This window comes from Bradyrhizobium sp. Pa8 (assembly GCF_052588265.1).
In genome coordinates this window covers 3901928-3928838 of sequence record NZ_CP176767.1, presented here as the reverse complement: position 1 = coordinate 3928838, position 26911 = coordinate 3901928, and the positions used below count along the sequence as shown (strand labels likewise).

Here is a 26911-nt window from a genome sequence, read left to right as displayed (position 1 = left end):
CACGCATAGTCAGGGTTAAACCCCTTGCTCATGCCAGGTTCATTCATCGTGACATCCTTTGGACGCGTGATTTCGGTACGCGGGTCGCTTGCCCGGGTCGGGCTACTGGCGGCAAGCCAGATGCCGGTCTCGGAAATTCGGGCCACCGTCGGCCGTTTCGTCAGCATCCGCTGCGCCAGCTCGGTGATCGTCGCCATGATCACCGAGGTGTCCTGCGAGAACCTCTCGAGCTCCGACTACATCGCCATCGCGTCGGTCGACCTGCTCGGCGAAATCCACAATGCCGCCGACAAGGCCAAGTTTCAGCGCGGCGTCACCAACTATCCGACCATCGGCGATTCCGTCGACCTGATCACGAGCCAGGAGCTGCGCACGATCTACGCGCCGACCGGATCGGACCAGATCAATGTCGGCTTCCTCCAGCAGGACCGCTCCGTCGTCGCCTATGTCGACGTCGAGGAAATGCTCTCCAAGCATTTCGCGGTGCTGGGATCGACCGGCGTCGGCAAATCCACCGGCGTGTCGCTGCTGCTCAACGAGATCCTGAAATCACGCCCGAACCTGCGCATCTTCCTGCTCGACGTTCACAACGAATATGGCCGCTGCTTCGGCGATCGCGCGCTGGTGCTCAACCCGCGGAACCTGAAGCTGCCGTTCTGGCTGTTCAACTTCGAGGAAATCGTCGACGTACTGTTCGGCGGCCGCGCCGGCGTGCCCGAGGAGCTCGACGTCCTCGCCGAGGTGATCCCGATCGCCAAGGGCATCTACACCCAGTATCAGAACACCGATCGACTCGGCCTGAAGCGCATCGACCCCAAGCAGGTCGGCTTCACCGTCGACACGCCGGTGCCTTACCGCTTGGTCGATTTGATCTCGCTGATCGACGAGCGCATGGGCAAGCTGGAAAACCGCTCCTCGCGCATCATCTATCACAAGCTGATCTCGCGCATCGAAGCCGTCCGCAACGACCCGCGCTACGCCTTCATGTTCGACAACGCCAATGTAGGCGGCGACACCATGGCCGAGGTGATCAGCCATCTGTTCCGCTTGCCCGCCAACGGCAAGCCGATGACGGTGATGCAGCTCGCCGGCTTCCCGGCCGAGGTCATCGATTCCGTCGTCTCGGTGCTGTGCCGCATGGCCTTCGACTTCGGCCTGTGGAGCGACGGCGTGTCGCCGATGCTGTTCGTCTGCGAGGAGGCGCATCGCTATGCCTCGGCCGACCGCAACGTCGGCTTCGGCCCGACCCGCAAGGCGGTGTCGCGCATCGCCAAGGAAGGCCGCAAATACGGCGTCTATCTCGGCCTCATCACCCAACGTCCGGCCGAGCTCGACGCCACCATCATCTCCCAGTGCAACACGCTGTTCACGATGCGTCTGGCCAACGAGCGCGACCAGGCGCTGCTGCGCGCCGCGGTGTCGGATGCGGCCGCGAACCTGCTGTCCTTCGTGCCATCGCTCGGCACCCGTGAAGTCCTGGCGTTCGGCGAAGGCGTCGCGCTGCCGACCCGCCTGCGCTTCAAGGAGGTGCCGCCGCACCAATTGCCGCGCGGCGAAGCCACCATCTCAAGCGTGCCGTCGGTCACCTCCGGTCACGACATGCATTTCGTCGGCGCCGTGCTCGAACGCTGGCGCGGCGCCACCTCGCAACGCGACGTGCCGAACGATCCGGTGTTTTCGCAGCCGCCCGCAAAGACGCTCGCGACCGCCGAAGCGCCGATGCTGCAGCCCTCGATGGGGCTGGACCCGGATCGCTTCTCGCTGCTGAAGAAGCCACTGCGGTAAAGACCGCGCGGCCGGGCGCGCACACCGCTCCCATGCCCCGGCGGGCTTATCCGGTCGGCCGCCGCTTCTCCGTCAACATCGCCGCCTCTGGAATTTCGCGAACAGCGGACAGTCGTGCAAGACGGGCAAATGCCCCGGATATCGCGGCTCGAGACCGCGTCTCGCGGATAGCCCAAGGCTTGTCCTTCGTGCTACCCTTGCCCTTGGAGCCGGCTTGAGCACGCGGGGCGCGAGGATGTCCGTGGGCGGTGCCAATATTGCGGATCGCAACATCATAACGGTGCTCGCCGTCGACATGGTGGGTTCAACTCGCCACATCGCGGCTTGCGACCCCGATGAAGCTCAAGCGTTTTTGGACCAGTGGCTGGATCACATCCGCAGTTCCGTGGAGCGTCTCGGGGGACAGATTGTCCACTATGCGGGAGACGGTGGCATTGCCATATTCGGCTGGCCAACCGCATATGAGGATCATGCGGATCGTGCGTGCATCGCAGCCTGGGACATTCAGAGTCATAGCCAGTCGACCGGCCCCAGGGGAGATCCGGTCAATTTTCGCGTCGGACTTCACTCCGGCCTGGTTGGCCTACGCATAGGCGGCAAAAATGCCATCGCCCGCTTCGACGTTGCCGGAGCGACCGTGCACGTTGCTGCCAAGCTGCAGCAGGAAGCCGCGGCAGGCGAGATCAGGGTTAGCGCCGAAACCGCAAAGCTGTGCCGATCGCCACTCGGCCTTACGGCGCACAAGACGACTTCGGGAATCGCCGATCGGGTCATCGAGGCCTACACGCTGAATGGCCGGCCGGACGATGTCGATCACAACGAAATCGCCAGCCGCTATCAAAATCCGATCGTGAATCGGGTCGACGAACTTGCGGCGCTTCGGGAGCTACTCCCGCGCCCGGGCGCCAAAAGCTGCTCCGTCACGCTGCTGGGCGAACCAGGTATCGGCAAGAGCCGCCTTGCGACAGCGGTAATGACCGAGGCGCTGACATCCGACGTGAGATGCTGCGTCTTTTATGGCGGCGTACAGAAACGTGCCACCGCATTCGCCGCCGCCCGCACCCTGGTGGGTGACATGCTTGCTGCAAGCAGCTCATCTTCGGATGAACATATTCGCGAGGCTCTCGCGGAACTGCACGTCGAGGCAGGCGACCGCAGAAAGCTCGAAGCCCTATTCATCGCTGGAAAAGCGTCCTCTCGCCAACGATTGACTGACAATACGCAAACGCAAATTGCACGTGCACTTGTCAATGCCTTCCTCGCATTGGCGCTTGATAGACCAACTCTCTTGCTGATCGAAGACCTCCAGTGGATCGATCCGGAAAGCCGCCATTTCCTGAAATTGCTCGCGCGCGCAAGTACCCCACAACCGCTTTGCATATTGCTGACCGGACGTCCGGAATCATCAGACCAGTCCATGGAGATTGCGGACTCGCTCATTCATCTGCAACCGCTGTCGCGGGCCTGCATGGAGGCTTTGGGACGCCAATTGTGGTCGAAAACTCGATCCCCGACCGTGTTCGCGAGAGCAATCGATCGCGCCGACGGCGTCCCCTTCGTATTGGAAGAGTTCTTGCGTTCGGCGGACGCGACGAACGCAACGAGCGAACATTCGCTGCCTCAGAGCGTCGAGTCCGTGATTCATGCGCGGCTGCAACGACTTTCTCCGAAGTTGAAGGCATTCGTGCAGACGCTCAGCCTGCTGGGACAAGAGGTCGAAATCCAATTGGCTACGACGGTGCTCGGCGTGGACGTAGGCGAGTTGCTGACTGCGTTGTTCGAGCTTGCCCGATTTGCTTTTGTCCATCCACTTGCTGGTAACTCCGTGCGTTTCCGGCATCAGATCATCGCCGAGGCCTGTGCAAACACGATACCGCGTGGCCGGCGTCTGGAAATCCACCAGGCCGCTGTCCAGGCGATCATTCGGCGTTACCCGAATCTGAATGGTCGTTACGAACAGTTGGCCTTCCATGCAGAGGAAGCCGGAGATGCTGATGCTGCACTTGGCTATCTCTGGGAAGCCGCCGTCGAAGCGCGCCGGAACGCCGCAGCCTCATCGCTCAGTTTGATATACGACCGGGCGCTCAAGCTCATCGAGCGTCTTGGGGAAGCCGCCGAAGAAAAATATGTCGACTTCGGCCGAATGAGCTTCGCTTCGATGCTGCAACTCGGCGAATTCAAGAAAGTAAACATGCATTTGCCACGAACGTTGGAGCTGGCGCGGCGCCAAGGCAGGATTGCTCACGTGTGCAGTATCCAGTCGCAACTCGGGATGGTCTACTGGTTTGAGGGCCGGTATGAAGAAGGGCTGCAAATAACGAGCGAGGGATTGAGAACGGCTCGAGCGCTGAAATCGACCGCACTCATATTTTCAAATCAGACCATCATGGCAAATGTGTTGTACAGCATGGGCCACGTCGATCGTGCGATTGCGGCGATGGACGAACTGAATGAAATGCTCACAGGAGAACTCGAGACTGCCCGTCTCGGGACACCGGCCGGTCCAAAATGCACTGTTCTGGCATTCAGGAGCTGGTTCATGAATGCAACAGGTCAATATGCGGAGGCACTCGAATTCGCATTGCGTGCATTGGAGATCGCAGTTCGTGAACAGGATTCATATGGGCAAGTGCTCGCCCGCATTACGATGGGGCGAAATCTCCTCATGCTCCATCGAAATGACCAGGCTGTGGAATGCTTGTCGATTGCAAGGGAGATCGTCGAACGTAACGGCTACGATGCCAGCAAGGCCAACCTGACCGGAGCAATGGCGACCGCTCTGGCACGAACAGGCCAGCCACATCAGGCCGTCGACCTGATAGACGCTTGCATGGAGAGCGGCACGCATCTGCGGACAGGCCAGATCGAGCTCTGCCTTCTCTATGCGGGTTACGCCGAGGCTCTCGTTCGGGACGGGAAATCCGAACGTGGCCTGAGCGCCTTGGATGATGCTCTTTCCATCGCCAGGACCATCAGGAATCCATGGCTGATTGTCGAATGTCTCGGCTTGAGGGCGCGACTGTTCGCCGAGGCGAAGCCTGGCACCGCCCGCGTCGTTGAGGATCTGGCCGAGATGCACGCGATTCGCGATCAGTTTGGCATTGTTGCCTGGGACGGATCCCGGCTCGCGGTTTAGCAAGGCCTCGTTTCGAGACACACCAGTTCACAGGAACCCGTGTCGCGCTCAACGGGCGTGGCATGCAATCCGGAGCCTCGGCTCGGAGCAACGACCTTGACGGGATTTTGCCAAGAAGTACAATCTCGAGCATTCGGCGGCTATTTCTGACAGCTCTCGTCGCTACCGGGCGAGCTGCGTCTCGCCCAGTTGCGCATATCTCCACAGATTCTGGTTTCGAGAAAACGGGTGATTCAATTAGTTCATGGAGGGTCATGCGATGCGTCGTGTCGCTTTCCTCATTCGCTTTGCGCTGGTCGTCGCCGCAAGTTCGGGAATTGAGACCGCTCTTGGTGATCCGATATATGTCGACCAGGGCCGAGATTGGACAACGGCGGAAAGAACAGACTTCTACATACGCGATCAAGGCTCGCGCCTGATTAACCTCGCCTGGTTGCAGGCGTTGAAGGGGCGCGACGGACAACCGTTCCTCTCGGATGGCATGTCCCGATACGGCTTTCTCCCGAATCCGGGCAACACCGCCAACCTCCCCGTCGGCTTCCACACCACAGGCTCGGGAGGCTCCCAGATTGTCGGGGTGACATGCTCCGCATGTCACACGCGACAGGTTGAAGTCGACGGCAAGGCGTACCGCATCGACGGCGGTCCGGCCTTTATCGATTTCCAGGCATTCCTGAGCGACCTGGACAAGGCGGTAGGAGACGCAACCGCCAGCGAGGCGGCGTTCGCTGCATTTGCTGCAGCGGTGCTCCAGAGCGCAACACCCACCGCCGCCGATGTTGACAAGCTACGTCAGAGGGTTGACGCATGGTACCGGCGCTTTCACACGTTCGTGGCCGGGACATTGCCGGCAGTTGGCTGGGGGCTTGGACGTCTGGACGCGATCGGGATCATCTTCAATCGCATATCCGGCACCGACGTTGGGCCGCCGCCCGATTTTTTGATCCCGGAGAACATGAAGATTGGCGATGCTCCGGTGCGCTATCCTTTCCTGTGGAATTCACCGATGCAGAACCAGACCGACTGGGCCGGTTTTGTGTTGAATGGAAACCGCGTCTTCGCACTAGCCCGGAACACGGGACAGGCTCTCGCATTCGGCAACTTCGAACCAAGGCGCTCGTTCGGCCCGTTCTTCAACTATGCCAACTCCATCAACTTCGATGGACTGAAACGACTTGAGGAATTGCTCCTGAAGATGGGCCCGCCAAAATGGCCATCAGATTGGTCTATCGACTCGAAGCTGGCTAAAGACGGTCAAAAAATCTTCGAGAGGCAGTGCAGCAAAGGGTGTCACGAGAAGAAGGAAGTCCGTGCCCTGCGCGACCTGTTTGTTACGACGTGGGTGACGCCGGTTCAGAACGTCGGCACCGACACACGTCAATTCGACGAGCTTGGTTGGAGGGTGAAGACCGGCGCGCTGAAGGGAGCAGGTATCCCGTTGATCGCCAGGCACCTCGAGGAGGAGGATTATGCCGTCCACATGATGTTCAGTGCAGTCGCTGGAGCGATCCTCGACAATAAGCTGTACCTGGGGAGCGACGTCGGCTCCGGTGACGGCTTTGGCTCCTCGTTGCCTACCAACGCCCAAAAGGCGCCCTCCACATCCCTCTCTCTGTCACCGGCTCCGGTCAAGGCGTCCATCGCGCCGCCCAGCAGCGCGCAACCTCCGAACCAGCCAGAAAGCCTGACGATCGAACCTGGGACGCTTCTTGAGCGGACCCTCAACAGAGGCGAGTATGAAGCTCGCGTGCTGGAGGGAATTTGGGCCGCGGCGCCTTACTTACACAACGGCTCGGTGCCGACATTGGCGGAATTGCTCGTACCGCCTGCGAAGCGCATGTCACAATTCAAAGTTGGCGCGAGATACGACGTCAAAAATGTTGGTCTTGACGTCACACAAGAAGGGCCAACTCGCCCAGTCACCGATTGCAATGACCTCAATTCAGGAAACAGCCGATGCGGGCATGACTATGGCACGCGCTTGAGCGACGACGAAAAGAAGGCACTCCTCGAATATTTGAAGACTCTTTGACAGCCTCGGCTCTGTCTGCGCCAGCCAAGATCTAGTCCGCGCATGCGCTTTGCGCGAAGGACTGCGATCGACTATGTTCCGCGTTTCCCCGAGAACCCGATCCGGAACATCGTCATGTCCCCTCCTCCCTCAAAACGCTTCCCCGCACCCCCGCTCGACACGCTCCCCGACGACATCCGCACGCGCCTGCTGGCCGTGCAGGAGAAGAGCGGGTTCGTGCCGAACGTGTTCCTGACGCTGGCCTACCGGCCCGACGAGTTCCGCGCGTTCTTCGCCTATCACGACGCGCTGATGGAGAAGGACGGCGGCCTCACCAAGGCCGAACGCGAGATGATCGTGGTCGCGACCTCGGCGGCCAACCAGTGCCAGTATTGCGTGATCGCGCACGGCGCGATCCTGCGCATTCGCGCCAAGAACCCTGTGATCGCCGACCAGGTCGCTGTGAACTACCGCAAGGCCGACATCACGCCGCGGCAAAAGGCGATGCTCGATTTCGCGATGAAGGTCTCGGCCGACGCGCAGCGCGTCTCCGAGGAGGACTTCGCGGCCCTCGCGCCGCACGGCTTCAGTGACGACGACATCTGGGACATCGCCGCAATCTCCGCCTTCTTCGCGCTGTCCAATCGGCTGGCCAACTTCACCGGCATGAAGCCGAACGAGGAGTTTTACCTGATGGGACGTTTGCCGAAAAAATGACGGAGCTCGACTGGCCCGAAATCCTTGCTCGTCTCGGTGCCGCGACCGTCGCCACCGGCGCCATCGGCCTCGACCGCGACCTGCACGGCAAGCCGATCGGGCTGAAGACGCTCGGCATCGTCGGGCTCTCCACGGCGACCGTGGTTCTGCTCGCCCTGCAACTCGCCGAGCCAACCAGGGTCGCCGATGCCACCAGCCGCGTCATCCAGGGCATCCTCACCGGCATCGGCTTTCTCGGTGCCGGCGTCATCGTGCATCAAAGCATGGGATTTCGCGTCCGCGGACTGACCAGCGCCGCCTGTACCTTTCTCGCGGCCTGCATCGGCATCGTCTGCGGCGCCGGACAGTGGAAGATCGTCGCCGTCGCGCTGGCGCTCGCCTTCGTGCTGCTGACGGTGGGTCGCCACGTCGAGCGACGGTTGCACCGCATGCTCGGCGGGAAGGAGGATGCGCACACCGCGGAGACGTCTCCGGACGCGCCGCCGCGGACCTAGCCGGCTGCGCCAGCACTCTCACATCCGTCACGTTTTCCGTCGCTGGCTCCAGAAGCTTCCGACACCGACGATGGCGGTGACGAGCAGAACGGCAACGAAGGTCTGTATGATCGTGAAATTCAGGGCATCGCGCGCGACGAACAGCGCGGTGATGGCACCGGCAACGATGAAGAGAATGCGAAAGATTGCGCTCACGGTGATGCCTCCGGGTCGGCATGACTCGGAGCCACCTGCGCCCTCGACATTCAGGCAACACCGGTTCGGCAATCATGCCGACGGACCATAGCGCCCTGCACCGATACGAATTTGCGGTAGGTCAAGTCGCCTGCGCGCCTTAAAGGGTTGGCGACTGATGCAGGTAACGGCCGTCGAAATCGGCAAGTTCCAAAAATTTCCGCTCGTCCAGCACCGTGACGCGGCCGCGGTGCAACTCGACGATGCCCTCCTGCCGCAACTGCTTGATCACGCGGTTGGCGTGCACCGCCGTGATGCCCAAAGCTTCGCCGATCTGCTCCTGGGTCAGCGGCATCTCGAAGCTGTTGCCGTCCAGACGCTCGATGACCCGAAGACGCTCGCGCAGCTCGATCATGACATGGGCAAGCCTTGCGGGCGCGGGACGCTGGCCGACATTGACGATCCATTCGCGAAACATGGCGGAGTCGATCAGCGTGTCTCGCCAGAACAACTCGGCAACGCTTGGACTGCGCTGGTGCAATTTTCGCAGCGTTTCGTGCCTGATGAATCCGAGCGTGCACGGCGTCAGCGTCGACAGGTCGTGGTCCATCACGTGCAGGAACAGGCTCATCAGGTCGGGGATCTCACCGGGGATGTGGATGGAGAGGATCTGGCGCTTGCCGCTTGGAATCGTCTTGGAACGTGCACAGAAGCCGTCTGCGATCAGGCAGCAATCGGTTGCGCGCTCGCCATCGCGGACCACGGGCGTCTCCGCCGGGTATTGACGAACCGCGATTGGGAGCATCTCGATCTCCTTCACGTCGTCGTCCGAGATGCCTGAAGATGTGCGCAAACGCCTGACAAGCGCGGCACGGATCGTATCGCTAGCCACGCGAGTTAGCTCCGATCGTTATGATTTGGGACCTGAATTGCAATCCCTGGCGCCGAGGCGCCGCTGCAATGGAAAACCCGCGATCCACGCCCCAGGTTCCAACAAAAGTTAAGGACGCCACTCGCCTCCCCATGGTGGGCTTCGCGCCGGAAAGGTCCAGCCATGACCAAGAAGCGCAACCGCACACGACCGGCCCTGTCACTCCAGCAGCGCCTGAACAAGTTCACGCAGGACGCCCGCGCCGCGGCCAAGAGCCTGCCAGCCGGCACCGAACGCCACACGCTGTTGCAGAAGGCGCGCGACGGCGAGGCAGCCGCCGAGATGGAGCGCCTTCTCTCCTCACCCGGCCCGCAGCATCAGAAGTGATCATCCCACCGTTGCGTACCTGCGACCGCGAGGCGCTACACCGCTAGCGCTGCGCCATCAACTCGAGCGCCGGCGCAAAGCGCTCGGAGAATGTCAGCGTCTTGGCGTGGCGAACTGCGGCAAACGATGCCGAGATTCCTGCTGTGGCGACTGCGAGCAAGGCAATTACGAAAACCAGACGGCGCATGTTGGCCTCCTGTGTGAGCTCGACTACCCCACAGAGATGGGGCGGCTCTGTTTCAGGACGGTTTCATCCCTCCGGAAAATGACTTCGCTCAAGCGGCTGTGATGAGATCCGGCTTCTCGGGCCGCGCGCCGTAACCAACTAACAATAATCGTCGTTGTCTTGCGACGGTCGCGAGCGGTACCGGGAATTTCACGCCAGCGACCACGATCATGAATCGCAAGACTGCCGCGATATGTCGAGTTCGCGAGAATGCGGAGTCATCGAGGATTATTCAAATGAACGTCGTCATCCGGAAGCTCAATGGTCTATGGCACCTCGTCGTCGGCTCGTGCCAGATCCGAACGCCCTTCCTGGCAACCCAGGACCGCGCGCTGGTCGTCACTTACGCCCGGCGCGTCTACCCCGGCGCCAAGATCTTCCAGCGCGACTGATGCGAGCGATTACGCCTAGTCGTCCTCTGCCGGTCCGCACCAGCCGGGCAGATAGATCGCATCCTTGCTCTTGGCCGAGGACAGCGCCTTCTCGAGCGCCTTGTCGAAATTGGCATCGACCGCCTTGCGCGACAGCTTTCGGCGCAGAAAGTCGGCCCACAGGAATTCCGAGAACGGCGTGGTGTCCTTGGCGAAGCCACCCATGCGACGGAGCTCGCCGGCAAGGCTTCGGAACGGATCGTCCTTGAGATCGGCAACCGATTTCGGCAGATCGCGGAACGGCCGCCGCTCACCCTTGGAATCGTAAGGGTAGACCCAGCGCTTGTTGTCCATCACGCCCCAGAAAGCCTCGCGCTCGACCATTCTGAGGTCGCCGACCACGGTCACCAGCACTTCCTTGACGCCCTCGTCGTGCAATGCGCGGCCGAGATGATGATGGTCGATCACGTAGTAGCGCTGGTCCGGTCCGTAGACGACGGGGATCATGTGATTGCCGAGCAGGTCGGCCTGCTTCTTCTTGCCGTGCTCGCGCCAGCGCTGGCGCTTCTCCTTGACCTCGCGCATGCCGACCGTCATCTGCGTCGGCCGGAGCGACAGGATCGACACCGGATGCACTCTCGGTTCGCGCGCGTTGGTGGTGGTCATGGTCGACGGGCCCTCACATGGTTGCAACCGGTGGTCCAGTTCCCTTGATTATGCCATGGGCCCCGCGGTGGCAAAATGCGTTCGATCCGGCCGCGGAGATCACAAGCAGATGTTCACGAGAGCCGGCGATGCGTGCTTCGGGGTTGTTGTTGCAACGCAACCCCCGCTTCCTGTCACCGACCTGACAGCCGGCGCCGCGTTCGCTCGCAAGCCGTTCCGGAAATATGCCATGCAAGATAGTGCGAAAGCGCAATGCACGTGTGCGTTGAGAAGATTTTCTGCAAGGCGTTCACGACGTATGCTATCTAAAAACCGCTGCTTCGGAGTGATCCCCGCACCATGAAAACACAGCGGCCCATCGGCTCGGATGACGAGCACCGGGTGCTCCAGTTCAGGCCGCGCAACGCGTCTCCCCCGCCGGTCCAACGGGGCAGCGGCACCGTGCAGCCGCTGCGCGTCGCGCCCGAGCCGCTCGACCTGTCACGCTACGAGAAGCCCCGCCCGGAACCGGACAATTTCCGCCACCGCATGCTCGCCAATATCGCGGCGCTCGCCTTCACCATTGCGCTGACCGCAATCGGGATCTGGCTCGCGGTGAGCATTGCCGACCTGCGCCGCACCCAGGACTGCGTGCTGATGGGCCGTCGCGACTGCGCCAAGATCACGACGCCCCATATCTAGGCACGCCCCCCCCCCCGGGCTGAAAGGCCCGCCGACGGCATCCCCAGCCCTGTCGTCGGGGCCGCCCGGCTCCATTGAACTCAGGGCGGCGCTCCGATATACGGGCTTTCGACCCGGCCAGAGGGGGGTTTGAGGGCGTCATCGGGGCGCGATGCCCACCCACCGTTCCACTCTGGAACTTCAGACAAATATCAGCAATATATCAAAGGCTTAGTGATGTCCTCCACATTCGATCAGGTCGCTACGATCATCGCTGAAACCTGCGACATCCCGCGCGACACGATCACGCCGGATAGCCACGCCATCGATGACCTCGGCATCGACAGCCTCGATTTCCTGGACATCGCGTTCGCGATCGACAAGCAGTTCGGCATCAAGCTGCCGCTGGAAAAGTGGACCCAGGAGGTCAACGACGGCAAGGCGACCACCGAGCAGTATTTCGTGCTGAAAAATCTGTGCGCCCGCATCGACGAACTGGTTGCGGCCAAGGGCGCGAGCGCCTAAGCGCGCGGTCATGCAACTCGAATACTTCCACATGATCGATCGCGTCGTCGACCTCAACGTCGACGCGAAGACGATTGTCGTCGAAGCCCTGGTCCCTAAGGAGAGCACGATCTTCGAGGGGCACTTCCCGGGCTATCCCCTGATGCCCGGTGTACTCCTGATCGAATCGATGGCCCAGGCCTCGGGCTGGCTTCAGCTCGGCGTGCTCAAGTTCGAGCGCATGCCGATCCTGGCCGCCGTCAAGGAGGCCAAGGTCCGCGGCTCGGTCTTCCCCGGCGATCTCATGAGCATCGAGGCGACCCTGTCGCATCAGGGCTCAGGCTACGCGGTGACCGAGGCCAAGATCAGGGTCGGCGGCAAGCTGCGCGCGAATTCGACGCTCACCTTCACGCAGATCCCCTTCCCCAATGCGGATATGCGCGGCTTCATGGACGCGGTCGCCAAACGCGTCGGCTTCCCGCAACAGGCCGTATCCCATGACTGACACTGCTTCGAAGCCCGGCCAGACGGAAGTCTGGATCACCGGCATTGGCCTTGCCACCTCGCTCGGCGAAGGCCTGGACGCCAACTGGGCCGCGCTTCAGGACAAGCGCATCAATGTCGACGAGAAGGGCTTTGCCCCCTGCATCGTGCATCCCCTGATGCCTGTGACCTTCGACAGCCAGATCCCGAAGAAGGGCGACCAGCGCCAGATGGAAGCCTGGCAGCGCATCGGCACCTATGCCGCGGGCCTTGCGCTCGATTCCGCCGGGATCAAGGGCAACAAGGACATCCTGTCGAAGATCGACATGGTGGTGGCCGCCGGCGGCGGCGAGCGCGACATCAATGTCGACTCCGGCGTGCTCACGGCCGAGGTCAAGGGCGCCAATGCGCCCGGCTTCCTCAACGAGCGGCTGATGAGCGATCTCAGGCCGACGCTGTTCCTGGCGCAGCTCTCGAACCTGCTCGCCGGCAACATCGCCATCGTGCACGGTCTCGGCGGCACCTCGCGCACTTTCATGGGCGAAGAGGTCGCGGGTGCCGATGCGGCGCGCATTGCGCTCGCGCGCATCGCCTCGGGCGAGAGCGACATCGCGCTGATCGGCGGCTCCCACAATGGCGAGCGCAAGGACCTGATGGTCCTCTACGAATTCGGCGACTTCAATCTGAAGGACAAGTTTGCTCCCGTCTGGGCGCGCGAGGATCACGCCGGCTTCGCGCTGGGATCTGCCGGCGCGTTCCTGGTGCTGGAATCGAAGGCGCACGCGGAAGCGCGCGGCGCAAAGCCGTTCGCAAAGCTGTCGAGCGTCGTTGCCGACCTCGCCCGGCGCAAGCAGCCCGGCGACATGGCCGCGACGCTGGAGAAGCTTTGGGAAAAGCTGCCCAGGCGCGAGGGCAAGGGCGCGATCATATCAGGCGCGACCGGCGCGGAGCCCGCGACGTCAGAGGAGCGCGGCTTCCTGAAGACCCATCCTGACTTCCCGGTGCGTTCGACCGGCACGATGTTCGGCCACACCATGGAAACGCAATTCCCGCTCGGCATCGCGCTCGCGGCGCTGTCGATCTCGCGCGGTGCGCTGTTCCCGCCGAATGATTCCACCGGGACCGAGATTGAAATGCAGGGCGCGCCCACCCAGATTGTGGTGGTGGGGGCCGGACACTGGCGCGGCGAGGGCATGGCTCTGGTCGAGGCCGTAAGCTGAAGCGCGTCGCGCTTTGGCGGATGCTCTAGCTCAATCGGGGGATCGACATGACTGCACCACGCGACAAACTCGGGCGTCCCGTCGTCGTCGTCACCGGCATGGGCATCATGACCTCGCTCGGCAACGGCAAGGCCGACAACTGGGCGAAGCTCGTGGCCGGCGAATCCGGCATCCGCACCATCACGCGCTTTCCGGTCGACGGCCTGAGGACGACGATGGCCGGCACGGTCGATTTCGTCAGCGTCGATCCGTTCTCCTCCACCGGCCTGTCCGAGCGGATGGCTGAGCTCGTCACGCAGGAAGCGCTCGCGCAGGCCGGCATCGGCGCCAAGGCCGATTTCCCCGGTCCGCTCTTCCTTGCGGTTGCGCCGGTCGAGGTCGAATGGCCGCAGCGCCGTGAGCTCGGCCGCGCCGTCGGCGCGCAGGATATCACCTATGACGATCTGCTGCGCATCTCCGGCGGCGGCAAGTACAGCGCCTATCACCACCGCTTCATGTTCGGCTCGGTGGCCGCATACCTTGCCGAGACGTTTGGTACCAAGGGATCCCCGATCTCGCTGTCGACGGCCTGTGCCTCGGGCGCGACCTCGATCCAGCTCGGCGTCGAGGCGATCCGCCGTGGCGAGACCGACGCCGCGCTGTGCGTGGCGACCGACGGCACCGTAAACCCCGAAGCTCTCGTGCGTTTCTCGCTGCTCTCGGCGCTGTCGACCCAGAACGATCCGCCGCAGGCGGCCTCCCGCCCCTTCTCCAAGAACCGCGACGGTTTCGTCATGGCCGAGGGCGCCGGCGCGCTTGTCCTGGAGAGCTACGAGGCCGCCACCGCGCGCGGCGCAAAGATCCTCGGCGTGATCGCCGGCTGCGGCGAGCTCACCGATTCCTTCCACCGCACCCGCTCTTCGCCCGATGGCAAGCCGATCATCGGCTGCATGAACAAGACGCTGGCCGATGCCGGTATGACGCCGGACCAGATCGACCACATCAACGCGCACGGCACCGCGACGCCCGAAAACGACAAGATGGAATTCAACACGACGTCGGCCGTGTTCGGCGAGCTCGCGCAGAAGATCCCGGTCACCTCCAACAAGTCGATGGTCGGCCACACCATCTCGGCCGCAGGCGCGGTCGAAGCGATCTTCTCGCTGCTCACCCTCGAGCATCAGCGCATTCCGCCGACGATCAACTACGACAATCCGGATCCCACGATCCTGTTCGACGTCGTCGGCAACAAGGCCCGCGATGCCCGCGTCACGGCTGTCATGTCGAACTCGTTCGGCTTCGGCGGCCAGAACGCCTCGCTGATCCTGACCCGCGAACCGGCCTGACCGGACGCATGGCGCTGTTACCTGCGAGCATCAAGGCCCGCGCGCGGAAGGCTGCCAAATCCCTCGGCGGAAGCCTGATCGGGGCCGCCACCGTGGGCATGCTGCGCACCACGCGCTATTTCGATCCGGCCAAGACCTCGGACTTCTTCTCCCGCGTGGTGAAAACGATCGGCCCGCGCCTGCGCGAGCACCGCATCGGCCGCGCCAACCTCACCGCGGCGTTTCCCGAGAAGTCGCCGGAAGAACTCGAACAGATCCTGATGGGCGTGTGGGACAATCTCGGCCGCGTCGGCGCCGAATTCGCCCATATGGACCAGGTCTGGGATTACGACCGCGATCATCCGGAAAAGAGCCGGATCGAACTGCCCGAGCGCAGCATCGAGCTGTTCGACCAGATCCGCGACGACGGCAAGCCGGCGCTGATCTTTGCAGCCCATCTTGCCAACTGGGAACTGCCGGCGCTCGCCGCCGTCGAGCATGGGCTGGACACTGCGATCCTCTATCGCCGGCCGAACATCGCCTCTGCCGACCGCATCGTCCAGGAGATGCGCCAGGTCAACATGGGCACGCTGATCGCAGCGGGGCGCGACGCGCCTTTGCGGCTCGCGCAGGCGCTGAAGGACGGCAAGCACGTCGCGATGCTGATCGACCAGTATCTGACCGGCGGCGTCGAGGTCACCTTCTTCGGCCGCAAGACCCGCGCCAATCCGATGCTGGCGCGCCTCTTGCGCCAGGTCGAATGCCCGATCCACGGCGTCCGCATCATCCGCCTGCCCGGCAACCGCTTCCGCGGCGAGCTGACCGAAGAGATCCCTCCGGTGCGCGATGCCGACGGCAAGATCGACATTCAGGGCACGACCCAGGCGATCACAAGCGTGGTGGAAGGCTGGGTCCGCGAGCATCCCGAGCAGTGGTTGTGGCTGCACCGGCGGTGGCGGTAAACGCCGTTACTGCTCCGGCAGGCCGGCGTCCACCATGGACTGAATGACGCTAGCAGACGCCGCGAGAAACACCGGACTCGTATTCGCCTTCGGCGGCGAGACGTTGAGCCTGGTCGTGCCGGGCCGCAGCCTCAGGCCCTCCTCGATCGCCACCTTGGCCTCCTCGTCCCGGCCTGCCCTGTAAAGGGCCGCCGCAAGCAGCATGTGCGAGCGGCCGGACGCCGATGTGATCGCGATCGAACGCTGCAACCAGGGCAGCGCCTCCTCGCCCTGCCCCTTCAAGAGCGTCGCCCAGCCCGCGCCAAGCAGCCAGGTCCAGCGGGAGGACGGCGGAGTGTCGTAGCGATCAGCCTGACGGAATGTCGCGAGCGCATCGTCGAAGCGGCCGAGATGGATCTGTCCGAGGCCGATCAGATAGAGCGCAGGTCCGTTCCACGGATCGAAGCTCAGCGCCTTGGCGCAGGTGACGAGACTTTCGACGAAATGATTGGTCGCGCTGAGGAAGCGGCAATAGGCCTCGAGCACCGGGATCGAATTCGGCTTCGACCGCAATGCCTGCTGCAGCGTCGCATTGGCCTTGGCCTCGACCGCGACAGCCTCGTCGGGGCTGAACCAGGCCATCTGGATGCCGCGCAGCTGCAGCGAAGACAGCGCAACCGCGATGTCGAGATTGTCGGGCTCGTCGGCGAGCGCCTTTTGCAGCATGCTCTGCGCCATGCCGAAGCGCTCGCGCGTGGTATGGTTGATCGACGCGATGGCCTGCTCGATTGCCACCTTGTCGCCTCCGGCCGACGCCCCGCGCGCACGTGCGGGCGGCGCGTTCGACTCCAGCACGTCGTTGAGGCGCCGCGCCAGCGCATGACCGACGCCGGCGACGAGACGCGACTGTTGCAGCTGCGTGTCCGCTTCGTCCGCGTTGACCGAGGTCGCAGCGACCGACTGAACCTCGCCGGTGCCCGCCTTGATGATCCGCGCGCGCAGCGTCCAGGACTGGTCGTCGTGCTGCAGCTCGCCGCGGATCTCGTAGTCCGCTGACGCTGACGGCGCGCTGGCCTTGTCGACCCCCGCCACCGCCGACGACGGACGTGACGTCACCACGCTGATGTTCTGAATCCTGGCAAAGCCATCGGTGAGACGGCTGGTGACATCCGCCGCCATCGTCGCGCCGCGCGGGTCGTTGCTGGCATCAACGATCGGCATCACCGCGAGACGCGGCGGCGGCCGTCTGAACAGCAGCTCCGGCTTCCACACCGGCACGGCCGCCGCAATTGCGAGGATGATGGCGCAGAGCCCCGTCGCGGCAACGACCGCAGCACGCCGGGGTAATCCCAGGATGAAACGCCCCGGCGCCGCAGGTGCGGCCGCAGCTTCGGCTGGCAGCACTGGGGCGCTTTGCACCAGCCCGGCCAAGGGAAGCTGCTCGACCTCGGCGGGGATGGAAACCGGCTCGGTCAGAACCTCCGCCGTCAGCGAATAGCCGCCGCCCGAGGCGAGCTTGATCAGCTGCCGCCGTTCGTCGCCGAGCGCGGCGCGGAGTTCGCGGATGCATTGAAACAGGCTGTCCTCGCCGACATGGACGTTCGGCCAGACCGCCTCCATCAGCGCCTGCTTGGTCAGGACCCGGCCGCCGCTGGTCGCGAACAACCGCAGCATCTCGAAGGTCTTGGGCCGGAGCTTGATCGCAACGCCATCGGCTCCACGCAGCTCTCCGCGCTGCTGGTCCAGCTCGAAACCGGCGAAACGAAGCAACTTGTCCCTCAAACGTCTCTCCCGGCCGCTCATATAGATGAAGTTTGTCGAGATTGACCGAAAAGCGGGTCTGAAACGGAAATATCAGAAATCTTCAGAAAGCTCCCGCCCCCCTTATCAGGACACCAGCCCGAACCCAATGCGATGAATCGGAACACGGACTCGCACCCGCGCGGTGGGGAAATGGTGAGGATGGGGAAAGATTATTTCGGGCGGCGGCGCAGCCTGCGCGCCGCGTTGTTGGCCTCGACGGCGCTGGCCTTGGCCTGGACGCTACCGGCGACGCCGGCCCGCGCGCAGGATGCGACATGGCTCGCCTCGCCGGGGTCGAATACCTACAACACCGGCAGCAACTGGAGCACCGGCTCGGTGCCGACAGGCACTGCGTATTTCGGTACATCGAGCCAGACGAACCTGACGTTGGCGACCCCCGTCTCCGTCGGCAAGTGGTATTTCAACGTAGGTGCTTCGTCCTATACCTTCAACATCCCCAACGGGAGTGGGCTAAGCTTCACCGACGGCGGCATGGTCCTCTGGGGAGGCAGCTCCACCATCAATAACAGCGGCGGCTTGAATTTCTACAACTCCAGCGTCAGCCGGGGCACCATCATCAATAATGACTTCCTGACCTTCTGGGGCATGAGCGCGGCGGGCCAGGGCACTATCACCAACAACCACATCCTGTCGTTCAACGGCAACACTTTCAGCGGCGGCACGACCATCATCAACAACCACGTCATGGCGTACCAGGAGAACAGCTTTGCCGGCTTCGGCACCTCCCTCACCAACAATTCCTATCTGGAATTCCGCAACACGGCCCGCGCCGGCAACGGATCCTCCATCACCAACAGCGTGGGCGCCGACCTGTACTTCAAAGCCAGCAGTCGGGCCGACGGAGGTTCCACCATCGCCAACTCCGGCAACCTGTACTTCTCCGAGGGCAGCACTGCCGGCAATGCATCCATAACCAATAACAGCCAGCTGTACTTCAGCGACGCCAGCAAGGCCGGAAGCGCCACCATCACCAACAGCGCCGGCGCTGTCGTGAATTTCAGCAACACCAGTACGGCCGATAACGCCGCTATCACCAACGACGGCATCGTCGATTTCTCGCCAAGCGCTGGCGTGAACAACGACCACAAGCTCAGCGCCGGCTCGATTGCCGGTGCTGGCCAGTATTTCCTCGGCTCCAACGAGTTGACCGTCGGCTCCAACAACCTGTCGACCACGGTCACCGGCGTGATCGCAGATGGCGGTTCTGCCGGCGGCACCGGCGGCTCGCTGGTCAAGGTCGGGACCGGCGTGCTGGCACTGGCAGGAACCAACACCTATGCCGGCGGCACGACGATCAACGGCGGCACACTGAGCGTCAGCGGCGACGCCAATCTCGGCGATGCAGCCGGCGCGCTGACCTTCAACGGCGGCACGTTGCAGATCACTGGAACGTCTTTCCATTCGACCGCGCGCACCATCAATTGGGGCGCGGGGGGCGACGGCTTCGACATCGCCGATTCCGCCAACACGTTCACGGTGAGCCAGTCGCTCGGCGGCGCCGGCGGCCTCACCAAGCTGGGCGCTGGAACGCTGGTGCTGTCAGGCACCAACACCTATACCGGCGGCACGACGATCAACGGCGGCACACTGAGCGTCAGCGGCGACGCCAATCTCGGCGATGCAGCCGGCGCGCTGACCTTCAACGGCGGCACGTTGCAGATCACTGGAACGTCTTTCCATTCGACCGCGCGCGCCATCAATTGGGGCGCGGGGGGCGGCGGCTTCGACATCGCCGATTCCGCCAACACGTTCACGGTGAGCCAGTCGCTCGGCGGCGCCGGCGGCCTCACCAAGCTGGGCGCTGGAACGCTGGTGCTGTCAGGCACCAACACCTATGGCGGCGGCACCACGATCGCGGCCGGCACTTTGCAGATCGGCAATGGCGGGACGACCGGCTGGATCGTCGGCAATGTCGTCAACGACAGCGTGCTCGCCTTCAACCGCAGCGACACGATCACCTTCGCCGGCGAGATTTCCGGCAGCGGCGCCGTGCAGAAACTCGGCTCGAACACCGCGATCCTGACAGGAAACAACAGCTACACGGGCACCACCACGGTCGCGGCCGGCACCTTGCAGATCGGCAATGGCGGGACGACCGGCTCGATCGCCGGCAATGTCGTCAACGACGGCGTTCTCACCATCGACCGCAGTGACGCGGTCACCCTGCCCGGCGATATTTCCGGCAGCGGTTCCCTGCGGCAGGTCGGTTCGGGCACCACGATCCTGACCGGCAGCAACAGCTACACGGGCGGCACCACGATCGCGGCCGGCACCTTGCAGATCGGCAATGGCGGGACGACCGGCTCGATCGTCGGCGATGTCGCCAACGACGGCGTGCTCGCCTTCAACCGCAGCAACACGCTCACCCTGGCCGTCAATATTTCCGGCAGCGGTTCCGTGCAGCAGGTCGGTTCGGGTACCACGATCCTGACCGGCACGAACACCTATAGCGGCGACACGATCGTCTCCGGCGGCCGGTTGCAGTTCGGCGACGGCAGCGCAAGAGGCAGCACCAATCTGGCCGGCAACATCAACGTAACAGGCGGCACGCTGGCGATCCAGGCGCCGGCGACCCTGAACGTCGCGCAGACGGTGACCTTCGGCAACAACACCGCACTCTCCATCGTCGCGGGCACGAACAGCCCGGCGCTGTCCGCTGACGGCGTCGCGATCGGCAACGGCGTTGCCTTCAACGTCAGCGGCATCAACGATGCGAGCCAGCTCGACAAGGTGCTGATCGACACACGATCGGGCATCAGCGGCGACTTCGCCAACATCACCATCGGCGGTTTCAGCGGCACGGTGGATTATCTCACGATGTTCGTCCGCAAATCGGTCGACGGCCTGCAATACCTCGCCAGCTACGGTCTGAGCTGGACGGCAGGCAACTCCCTTGCCCATGGTACCTTCACGCTGACCAACGTCAGCGACAGTTTCACGGTGGGGACAGCACTGACGGATCAGGCGGCGAACCCCGCGACAGGCTGGGACGGCAAATCGCTCACCAAGGCTGGTGCCGGCACGCTCATCCTGACCGGACAGAACACCTATAGCGGCGGCACGACGGTGTCGGGCGGCACGCTCCAGATCGGCAACAGCGGTGTGACCGGCTCCATTCTGGGTACAGTCACCGTCAACAGTGGGGCCACATTCGAGGTCGTCAACGCCGACACGAGCGGCATTACCAACCTTGCGAATGGCGGGCTCGCAAACTTTCGCAACAGCTCCAGCGCCGGCAACGCCAGCATCGCCAATACCGGCCAGTTGAATTTCCATGACACGAGCACCGGCGGCACCGCCACCATCACCAACGACGGCAACCTGACGTTCAATAATTCGAGCAGCGCAGGCAGCGCCGCGATCACCAACAACTCCAATCTCTATTTCTGGCACGCCGCGTCGGCCGGCAGCTCGACCATTACCAACGACAGCGACCTCAACTTCAACGGCACCAGCACGGCGGGCAGCGCTGCCATTACCAACAGCAACTTCCTTGGCTTCTACGGCACCAGCACGGCCGGAAACTCCACCATTACCAACGCCATGACCAACGTCGGCATCGTGAATTTCTACAGCACGAGCACGGCCGGCAGCGCCACCATTACAAACAACAACGGTGGCACGACCGCATTTCGCGACCATAGTACCGCGGGCAACGCCAATGTCACCAACAACGGCGGCGGCACGCTGAATTTCAACAACACCAGCACGGCCGGCAGCGCCAGCATCACCAACGCCGGCAACCTGTATTTCTACAACACCAGCGCCGCTGGCAGCGCAAATATCACCAACAACAGCGGCGGCTTGCTGAGTTTCAACGACTTCAGCACGGCCGGCAACGCCACCATTGTCAATAACGGCGGCCTCGACACCTGGAACAGTGCCACGCTGGGCAACGCCACCATCACCAATAACTGGGGCTTCTATCTGGAAGACAGCAGCTCGGCCGGCAGCGCGACGATCACCAATAACCGCTGGATCTACTTCTATTCCAGTTCGACGGCTGGAACCGCCACGATCGCCAACAATCACAGCCTGAATTTCTGGAGTGACTCCAGCGCCGGCAGCGCGCGCATCACCAACGCCGCCGCGGGCACGCTCGAAATCGTCAACAGCTCCACACTGGCCAACGCTACGGTCATCAACAGCGGTCAGATGAGTTTCTGGGGCCCCAATCTCGGCGACGTCCCCACGGCTGGCAACGCGACCATCACCAACAATGCCAGCGGCACGATCGAATTCCGCAACAGCGGCACCGCAGGCAGTGCGCGCATCGCCAATGCCGGCACTATTATTTTCAGTAACAGCTCCACCGCCGGCACCGCATCGATCACAAACGACAACCAGTTGACGTTCTATGGCAACACCACGGCCGGCAGCGCTGTCATCACCAACAAGGGCACCGTGCTGTTCGACGGCAACTCCACGCCCGACAGCGCGCAGTTGATCAACAACGCGCCCGGCGCCGTTGTCAACTTTTTCACCCCCGGCCCGAACAGCGACGGCAAAATCAGCGCCGGCTCACTCGCCGGCAGCGGCCGCTTCGACCTCAACAGCATAGAACTGACAGTTGGCGGCAACAATCTGTCGACCATCGTCACCGGCGTGCTCGCCGGCGACGGGATCGTCACCGGAACATCCCTGATCAAGGTCGGCACCGGCATGCTGACCCTGTCGGGCGTCAACACCTATACCGGCGCCACCACTGTTGACGGCGGCACGCTGGCGGTGAACGGCTCGATCCTGTCGGCGGTGACCGTGAACGCCGGCGGTACGCTCGGCGGGACCGGCATCGTCGGCAACACCACCATCATGAGTGGCGGCAACCTCGCGGCCGGCAATTCGATCGGCACGCTCTCGATTAACGGCAATCTGACCTTCAATGCCGGCGGCATCTACACGGTCGAAGTCTCGCCCAGCGCGGCGGACCGCACCAATGTCACGGGCACCGCGACGCTCACCGGCGCCACCGTTCAAGCGGTGACGCTGCCCGGCAGCTTCCGCGGCCAGACCTTCACGCTCCTGAATGCGAGCGGTGGACTCGGCGGAACGCAGTTCGCCGGGCTAAGCGTCAGCGGCACGTTCAGCCCTGCCCGCAATCCGCGCCTGACCTACGACCTCGACAACGTCTATCTCGTGCTCGATCCCGGCGAGATCGAGCTGCCGGCAGGCACGAGCGGCAACCAGACCAGCGTTGCCGGCGGCATCAACAATGCGGTCAACAGCGGTGCGACACCGCCGGCCGGCTTCGACGCACTGCTCAACATGAGCGGCGCGCAATTGAACCGCGCGCTCAGCCAGGTCTCGGGCCAGCCCGGCGCCGCCAGCACGCAGGTCGCGTTCAACGCCATGCAGCAGTTTCTGGGCATGCTCGATCCGCTCAATGGCGGCATGGACGGCGGCCGCAGCACGGGCAATGCCGACGGCGGAGCCCTGGGCTATGCCCCGGACGACGCCCGGAGCCACGACGCCGCAGTCCGCGAGGCCTACGCTGCGGTGACACCGCGCGAGGCGAGCGGCGATGTCATCGACAACCGCTGGGGCGTGTGGGCCTCCGGCTATGGCGGCGCCAGCAATTTGAACGGCAATGCTGCGGCCGGTTCGAGCTCGACCACCAGCCGCATCTACGGCACGGCTGTCGGCGCCGATTATCGTCTCTCGCCGGATACACTGGTCGGCTTTGCGCTGGGCGGCGCCGGATTCAATTTCTCCGTTGCGGATGCGCTCGGCAGCGGCCGCGCCGATCTGTTCCAGGCCGGCCTCTATGCCCGCCACAATTTCGGGCCGGCCTACATCTCCGCCGCCCTCGCCTATGGATGGCAGGACGTCACCACCGACCGCACGGTGACGGTGTCAGGCACCGACAAGCTCACCGCGAACTTTAGGGCGAGCACCTTTGCCGGCCGCCTGGAAACCGGCTGGCGCTTCGTGCCCATCCCCGCCTCCACCTTCGGCGTCACGCCTTACGCGGCGGTACAGGCCACCGCCTTCCACCTTCCCGGCTACGGCGAGACCGCGCTCGTCGGCAGCAACCAGTTCGCGCTGTCCTATACCTCGCAGGACACCACCAACGTCCGCACCGAGCTCGGCGCCCGCACCGACCAGCGCTTCCTGGTCAGCGACGGCGTGCTCACCTTGCGCGGCCGGCTCGCCTGGGCACATGACACCAACACCAACCGCTTTGTGAACGCAGCCTTCCAGACGCTCCCCGGCGCCGCCTTCACCGTTGGCGGCGCGCGCCCTGCTGCGGATTCCGCGCTGGTCGGCGGCCGTGCCGAGATGAAATGGAAAAACGGTCTCTCGCTTGCGGGTACCGTCGAGGGCGAGTTCTCGCGCAGCACGCAGACGTACACGGGCAAGGGCACGGTGCGGTATGAGTGGTGAGGTTCGTAGCGCGCTCTCGTCATAGTCCGCTGTCATCGCCCGGCTCGACCGGGGGATCCAGTACTCCGTGACGCCAGTGATTGAACCGAGAAGCTGCGGCGTACTGGATGCCCCGCTTTCGCGGGGCATGACAGCGAGGGTTAGGAAGCGGCTGGTGCCCCTGACGCGCGCTTCGCACCGAGAGCGGCGTCTCGACCTGATGGCCACAATGCCATTCTGCCAGTGTTTTGCCCGACGTGTCAAAGCAGCGGAGGCTGATGAGGTCTTGCGCGCTCGGCTTGTCTGGCAGGCTCACTTTTCATGAAGCGCGAGGTGCTTCAGTTCCCTTGCGTCGGCGGAACGATTCAACCAAACGGTATCGCGGCTTACGCACCGCCACTGCCAGCAACGCGGAAGGGCGGTTCTACTGTGCATGGGGTTGTTTTGCAGAAAATGAGTTGGCGAAGCGCTTACCGCCCCGTCTTCACCTTCGTCCACAGCCGGTTGATGACCCGCTGCGTCGCAGGCTCACGCGCCGTGATGACGAACAGTTTTGCGAGCGTCGCCTCGTCCGGATAGATGTTCTTGTCGCCGAGGATCTTCGGGTCGACCAGCTTCTGGCTGGCGAGGTTGCCGTTGGCGTAGGACAAAAAGTCCGAGTTCTTGGCGGCGACATCAGGGCGGTAGAGGTAGTTGATCAGCTCGTAGGCTTCCGCGACGTTCTTGGCATCGGCAGGGATCGCGAGATTGTCGAAGAACATCTGCGCGCCCTCCTTCGGAATGGTGTAGCCGATCTCGATGCCACCCTTCGCTTCCGCCGCTCGGGCGCGGGCCTGCATGATGTCGCCGGACCAGCCGACCACGAAGCAGATCTCGCCGGTGGCGAGCGCGCTGAGATATTCGGACGAATGAAACTTGCGCACGGACGGGCGGACCTTGGCGACGATTTCGGCGGCCTTCTCGAGGTCGGCCTGCTTGGTCGAGTTCGGATCGAGCCCGAGATAGTTCAGCGCCGCCGGAAAAATGTCGTCGGCGGAGTCGAGCATGTGGACGCCGCAGTCCTTAAACTTCGCCAAATTCTCCGGCTTGAAGACGATGTCCCAGCTGTCGATCTTCGCGTCGGCTCCCAGGATTTGCTTCACCTTGGCGACGTTGTAGCCGATGCCCGTCGTGCCCCACATGTAGTTGGCGGCGTAGACATTGCCGGGATCGTAAATGCCAAGGCGCTCGGTCACCACACCCCAGGCATTGCCAAGGTTCGGCAGCTTCGACTTGTCGAGCTTCTGGAAGATGTTGGCCTTGATCTGGCGCTGGAGGAAATAGGCCGTAGGCACCACGACGTCGTAGCCGGACTTGCCGGCCATCAGGCGCGTCTCCAGCGTCTCGTTGGCATCGAAGGTGTCGTAGATCACCTTGATGCCGGTCTCCTTGGTGAAGGCCTCCAGGACATCCGGCGCCATATAGTTGGACCAGTTGTAGAAGTTGACGACCCGCTCCTCGGCACCTGCGGGGGCAGAAAGCAACGTCAGCGCCGCGGCGATTGCAAAACCAAGGCAAAGCCTGGAGCGGCCGACGTTCGTCATCTCCTACCTCTTGCGCCCGCGCACCGCGTCCGACAGCCGCTCCAGCGCGGTGTCGAGCGTCTCGTCCTTCTTGGCAAAGCAGAAGCGCACCACTGAGGTCACCGCGTCCTGCTCGTAGAAGGCCGAGACCGGGATCGCCGCGACCTTGTAATCCTTCACGATCCGCCAGCAGAACTCGGTGTCGCTCTCGTTGAGCCCGAGCGGCGACAGGTCGACGGTGAGGAAGTAGGTCCCCTGCGACTTCAGCACGGGGAAGCCGAGGCTCTCCAGCCCTCTAGTCAAACGGTCCCTGCTCCGCGTCAGGTCCTTGCGCATCGACAGGAAGTAGTCGTCGGACTTGCCGAGCCCATAGGCGACGGCGGCCTGGAGGTTCGGCGCGGTGGTGAACGTCAGGAACTGGTGCACCTTGGCTGCCACCCGCAGCAGCGGCGGCGCGGCGCAGACGAAGCCGATCTTCCAGCCGGTCAGCGAGAAGATCTTGCCGGCCGAGCCGACCTTGATGGTGCGATCGCGCATGCCGGGGATGGTGATCAGCGGGATGTGCTTGTGCTCGTCGAAGGTGACGTGCTCCCAGACCTCGTCGCAGATCGCGATGACGTCGAACTCCTGGCAATAGCGGGCGAGCAGCTCGAGGTCCTCGCGCGGATAGACCACCGCCGACGGATTCAGGGGATTGTTGAAGAGCACCGCCTTGGTCTTTGAATTGAAGACGCTTTTCAGCATGTCTTCATTCAGCCGCCAGTGCGGCGGCTCGAGGCGGACGAGGCGCGGAATGCCGCCAGCCTGGCGGATGATCGGCAGGTAGGAATCATAGACCGGCTGGAAGCAGACCACCTCGTCACCGGGCTGGACCACCGCGAGGATCGCCGAGGTCAGCGCCTCGGTGCCGCCGGAGGTCACCATCACCTCGCTCATCGGATCGAGCTTGAGGCCGTGCCAGTGGCCGTAATGGGTCGCGATAGCCTGGCGCAGCTCCGGCAGGCCCATCATCGAGGGGTACTGGTTGTAGCCGTTCAGCGAGGCATCGGCCGCTGCGCGGCGGATGTCCTCAGGCCCGGGATCATCAGGGAAGCCCTGGCCGAGATTGATGGCGTTGTTGTCGCGCGCGGCCTGCGACATCGCCTCGAAGATGGTGACGGGAAGGTCGGCAAAGACCTTGTTCAGCGAGGAGCTCTTGGTCGTCATCGCGAG

General features: G+C 63.4%; 21 protein-coding genes. 14 read left to right on the top strand and 7 right to left on the bottom strand.

The features are described from left to right. Positions 1–30 precede the first annotated feature (30 nt). The 5 genes from ACKWRH_RS17500 (at position 31) to ACKWRH_RS17480 (ending at position 8143) form a co-directional block, all read left to right on the top strand. The gene (locus ACKWRH_RS17500) at positions 31–1785 is read left to right on the top strand and encodes an ATP-binding protein (protein ID WP_162136488.1); all 1755 of its coding nucleotides are present in this window, start codon (positions 31–33) and stop codon (positions 1783–1785) included. 241 nt (positions 1786–2026) lie between these two features. Then, a complete protein-coding gene (locus ACKWRH_RS17495) occupies positions 2027–4921 on the top strand; it encodes an ATP-binding protein (protein WP_445221588.1) in 2895 nt (964 codons plus the stop codon). Between the two features lie 259 nt (positions 4922–5180). Beyond that, entirely contained in the window at positions 5181–6953 is a 1773-nt protein-coding gene (locus ACKWRH_RS17490) for a di-heme-cytochrome C peroxidase (protein WP_445221587.1), read from the top strand. 114 nt (positions 6954–7067) lie between these two features. Then, positions 7068–7649: a peroxidase-related enzyme gene (locus tag ACKWRH_RS17485; protein WP_445221586.1), complete on the top strand. Its 582-nt coding sequence runs from the start codon at positions 7068–7070 to the stop codon at positions 7647–7649. Further along, positions 7646–8143, top strand: coding sequence for an MgtC/SapB family protein (locus ACKWRH_RS17480; protein WP_445221585.1), 498 nt, complete (start codon positions 7646–7648; stop codon positions 8141–8143). Before ACKWRH_RS17485 ends, ACKWRH_RS17480 begins: the two co-directional genes overlap by 4 nt. Before the next feature lie 27 nt (positions 8144–8170). Here ACKWRH_RS17480 and ACKWRH_RS17475 read toward each other — a convergent pair whose 3' ends face one another. Both ACKWRH_RS17475 and ACKWRH_RS17470 read right to left on the bottom strand, forming a co-directional pair. After that, positions 8171–8338: a hypothetical protein gene (locus ACKWRH_RS17475; protein ID WP_166094532.1), complete on the bottom strand. Its 168-nt coding sequence runs from the start codon at positions 8336–8338 to the stop codon at positions 8171–8173. A 139-nt stretch (positions 8339–8477) separates the two neighbouring features. Then, complete coding sequence (locus ACKWRH_RS17470) at positions 8478–9209, bottom strand: Crp/Fnr family transcriptional regulator (RefSeq protein ID WP_445221584.1); 732 nt, start codon at positions 9207–9209, stop codon at positions 8478–8480. Between the two features lie 162 nt (positions 9210–9371). Here ACKWRH_RS17470 and ACKWRH_RS17465 point away from each other — a divergent pair, with 162 nt between their 5' ends. Further along, on the top strand, positions 9372–9575 hold the full coding sequence (locus ACKWRH_RS17465; RefSeq protein WP_445221583.1) for a hypothetical protein: 204 nt from the start codon (positions 9372–9374) through the stop codon (positions 9573–9575). Positions 9576–9618: 43 nt separating this feature from the next. Here the strand turns inward: ACKWRH_RS17465 and ACKWRH_RS17460 are convergent, their stop codons facing one another. Beyond that, positions 9619–9762, bottom strand: a complete 144-nt coding sequence (locus ACKWRH_RS17460; protein WP_166094525.1) for a hypothetical protein — start codon at positions 9760–9762, stop codon at positions 9619–9621. Between the two features lie 275 nt (positions 9763–10037). Here ACKWRH_RS17460 and ACKWRH_RS17455 point away from each other — a divergent pair, with 275 nt between their 5' ends. After that, complete coding sequence (locus ACKWRH_RS17455; RefSeq protein WP_445221582.1) at positions 10038–10193, top strand: hypothetical protein; 156 nt, start codon at positions 10038–10040, stop codon at positions 10191–10193. 15 nt (positions 10194–10208) lie between these two features. Here the strand turns inward: ACKWRH_RS17455 and ACKWRH_RS17450 are convergent, their stop codons facing one another. Beyond that, the gene (locus ACKWRH_RS17450; protein ID WP_445221581.1) at positions 10209–10838 is read right to left on the bottom strand and encodes a ParB-like protein; all 630 of its coding nucleotides are present in this window, start codon (positions 10836–10838) and stop codon (positions 10209–10211) included. A 339-nt stretch (positions 10839–11177) separates the two neighbouring features. Here ACKWRH_RS17450 and ACKWRH_RS17445 point away from each other — a divergent pair, with 339 nt between their 5' ends. The 6 genes from ACKWRH_RS17445 to ACKWRH_RS17420 all read left to right on the top strand — a co-directional run bounded on the left by ACKWRH_RS17445 (position 11178) and on the right by ACKWRH_RS17420 (position 15971). Continuing rightward, the gene (locus ACKWRH_RS17445) at positions 11178–11519 is read left to right on the top strand and encodes a hypothetical protein (RefSeq protein WP_445221580.1); all 342 of its coding nucleotides are present in this window, start codon (positions 11178–11180) and stop codon (positions 11517–11519) included. Between the two features lie 216 nt (positions 11520–11735). Further along, on the top strand, positions 11736–12023 hold the full coding sequence (locus tag ACKWRH_RS17440; RefSeq protein WP_007592476.1) for an acyl carrier protein: 288 nt from the start codon (positions 11736–11738) through the stop codon (positions 12021–12023). Positions 12024–12033: 10 nt separating this feature from the next. After that, positions 12034–12507 carry a 3-hydroxyacyl-ACP dehydratase FabZ family protein gene (locus ACKWRH_RS17435; RefSeq protein WP_445221579.1) on the top strand — a complete coding sequence of 158 codons (474 nt, stop codon included), beginning with the start codon at positions 12034–12036 and terminating at the stop codon, positions 12505–12507. Further along, the gene (locus ACKWRH_RS17430) at positions 12500–13705 is read left to right on the top strand and encodes a beta-ketoacyl-ACP synthase (protein WP_445221578.1); all 1206 of its coding nucleotides are present in this window, start codon (positions 12500–12502) and stop codon (positions 13703–13705) included. The genes ACKWRH_RS17435 and ACKWRH_RS17430 overlap by 8 nt, the downstream gene beginning before the upstream one ends. Positions 13706–13752: 47 nt before the next feature. Then, positions 13753–15030, top strand: coding sequence for a beta-ketoacyl-ACP synthase (locus ACKWRH_RS17425; protein WP_166352318.1), 1278 nt, complete (start codon positions 13753–13755; stop codon positions 15028–15030). Positions 15031–15038: 8 nt separating this feature from the next. Beyond that, the gene (locus ACKWRH_RS17420) at positions 15039–15971 is read left to right on the top strand and encodes a lipid A biosynthesis lauroyl acyltransferase (protein ID WP_445221577.1); all 933 of its coding nucleotides are present in this window, start codon (positions 15039–15041) and stop codon (positions 15969–15971) included. A gap of 6 nt (positions 15972–15977) precedes the next feature. Here ACKWRH_RS17420 and ACKWRH_RS17415 read toward each other — a convergent pair whose 3' ends face one another. Continuing rightward, complete coding sequence (locus ACKWRH_RS17415) at positions 15978–17732, bottom strand: winged helix-turn-helix domain-containing protein (protein ID WP_445221576.1); 1755 nt, start codon at positions 17730–17732, stop codon at positions 15978–15980. Positions 17733–17912: 180 nt separating this feature from the next. On the opposite strand from ACKWRH_RS17415, the gene ACKWRH_RS17410 reads away from it, so the two are divergent. After that, positions 17913–24158: an autotransporter-associated beta strand repeat-containing protein gene (locus tag ACKWRH_RS17410; RefSeq protein WP_445221575.1), complete on the top strand. Its 6246-nt coding sequence runs from the start codon at positions 17913–17915 to the stop codon at positions 24156–24158. Between the two features lie 449 nt (positions 24159–24607). On the opposite strand, the gene ACKWRH_RS17405 is transcribed toward ACKWRH_RS17410, so the two are convergent. Next, a complete protein-coding gene (locus tag ACKWRH_RS17405; protein ID WP_445221574.1) occupies positions 24608–25720 on the bottom strand; it encodes a polyamine ABC transporter substrate-binding protein in 1113 nt (370 codons plus the stop codon). A gap of 3 nt (positions 25721–25723) precedes the next feature. Then, positions 25724–26905 (bottom strand): aminotransferase, encoded by a 1182-nt coding sequence (locus ACKWRH_RS17400; RefSeq protein WP_038932055.1) that lies wholly within the window; start codon positions 26903–26905, stop codon positions 25724–25726. Between the last annotated feature and the right edge of the window lie 6 nt (positions 26906–26911).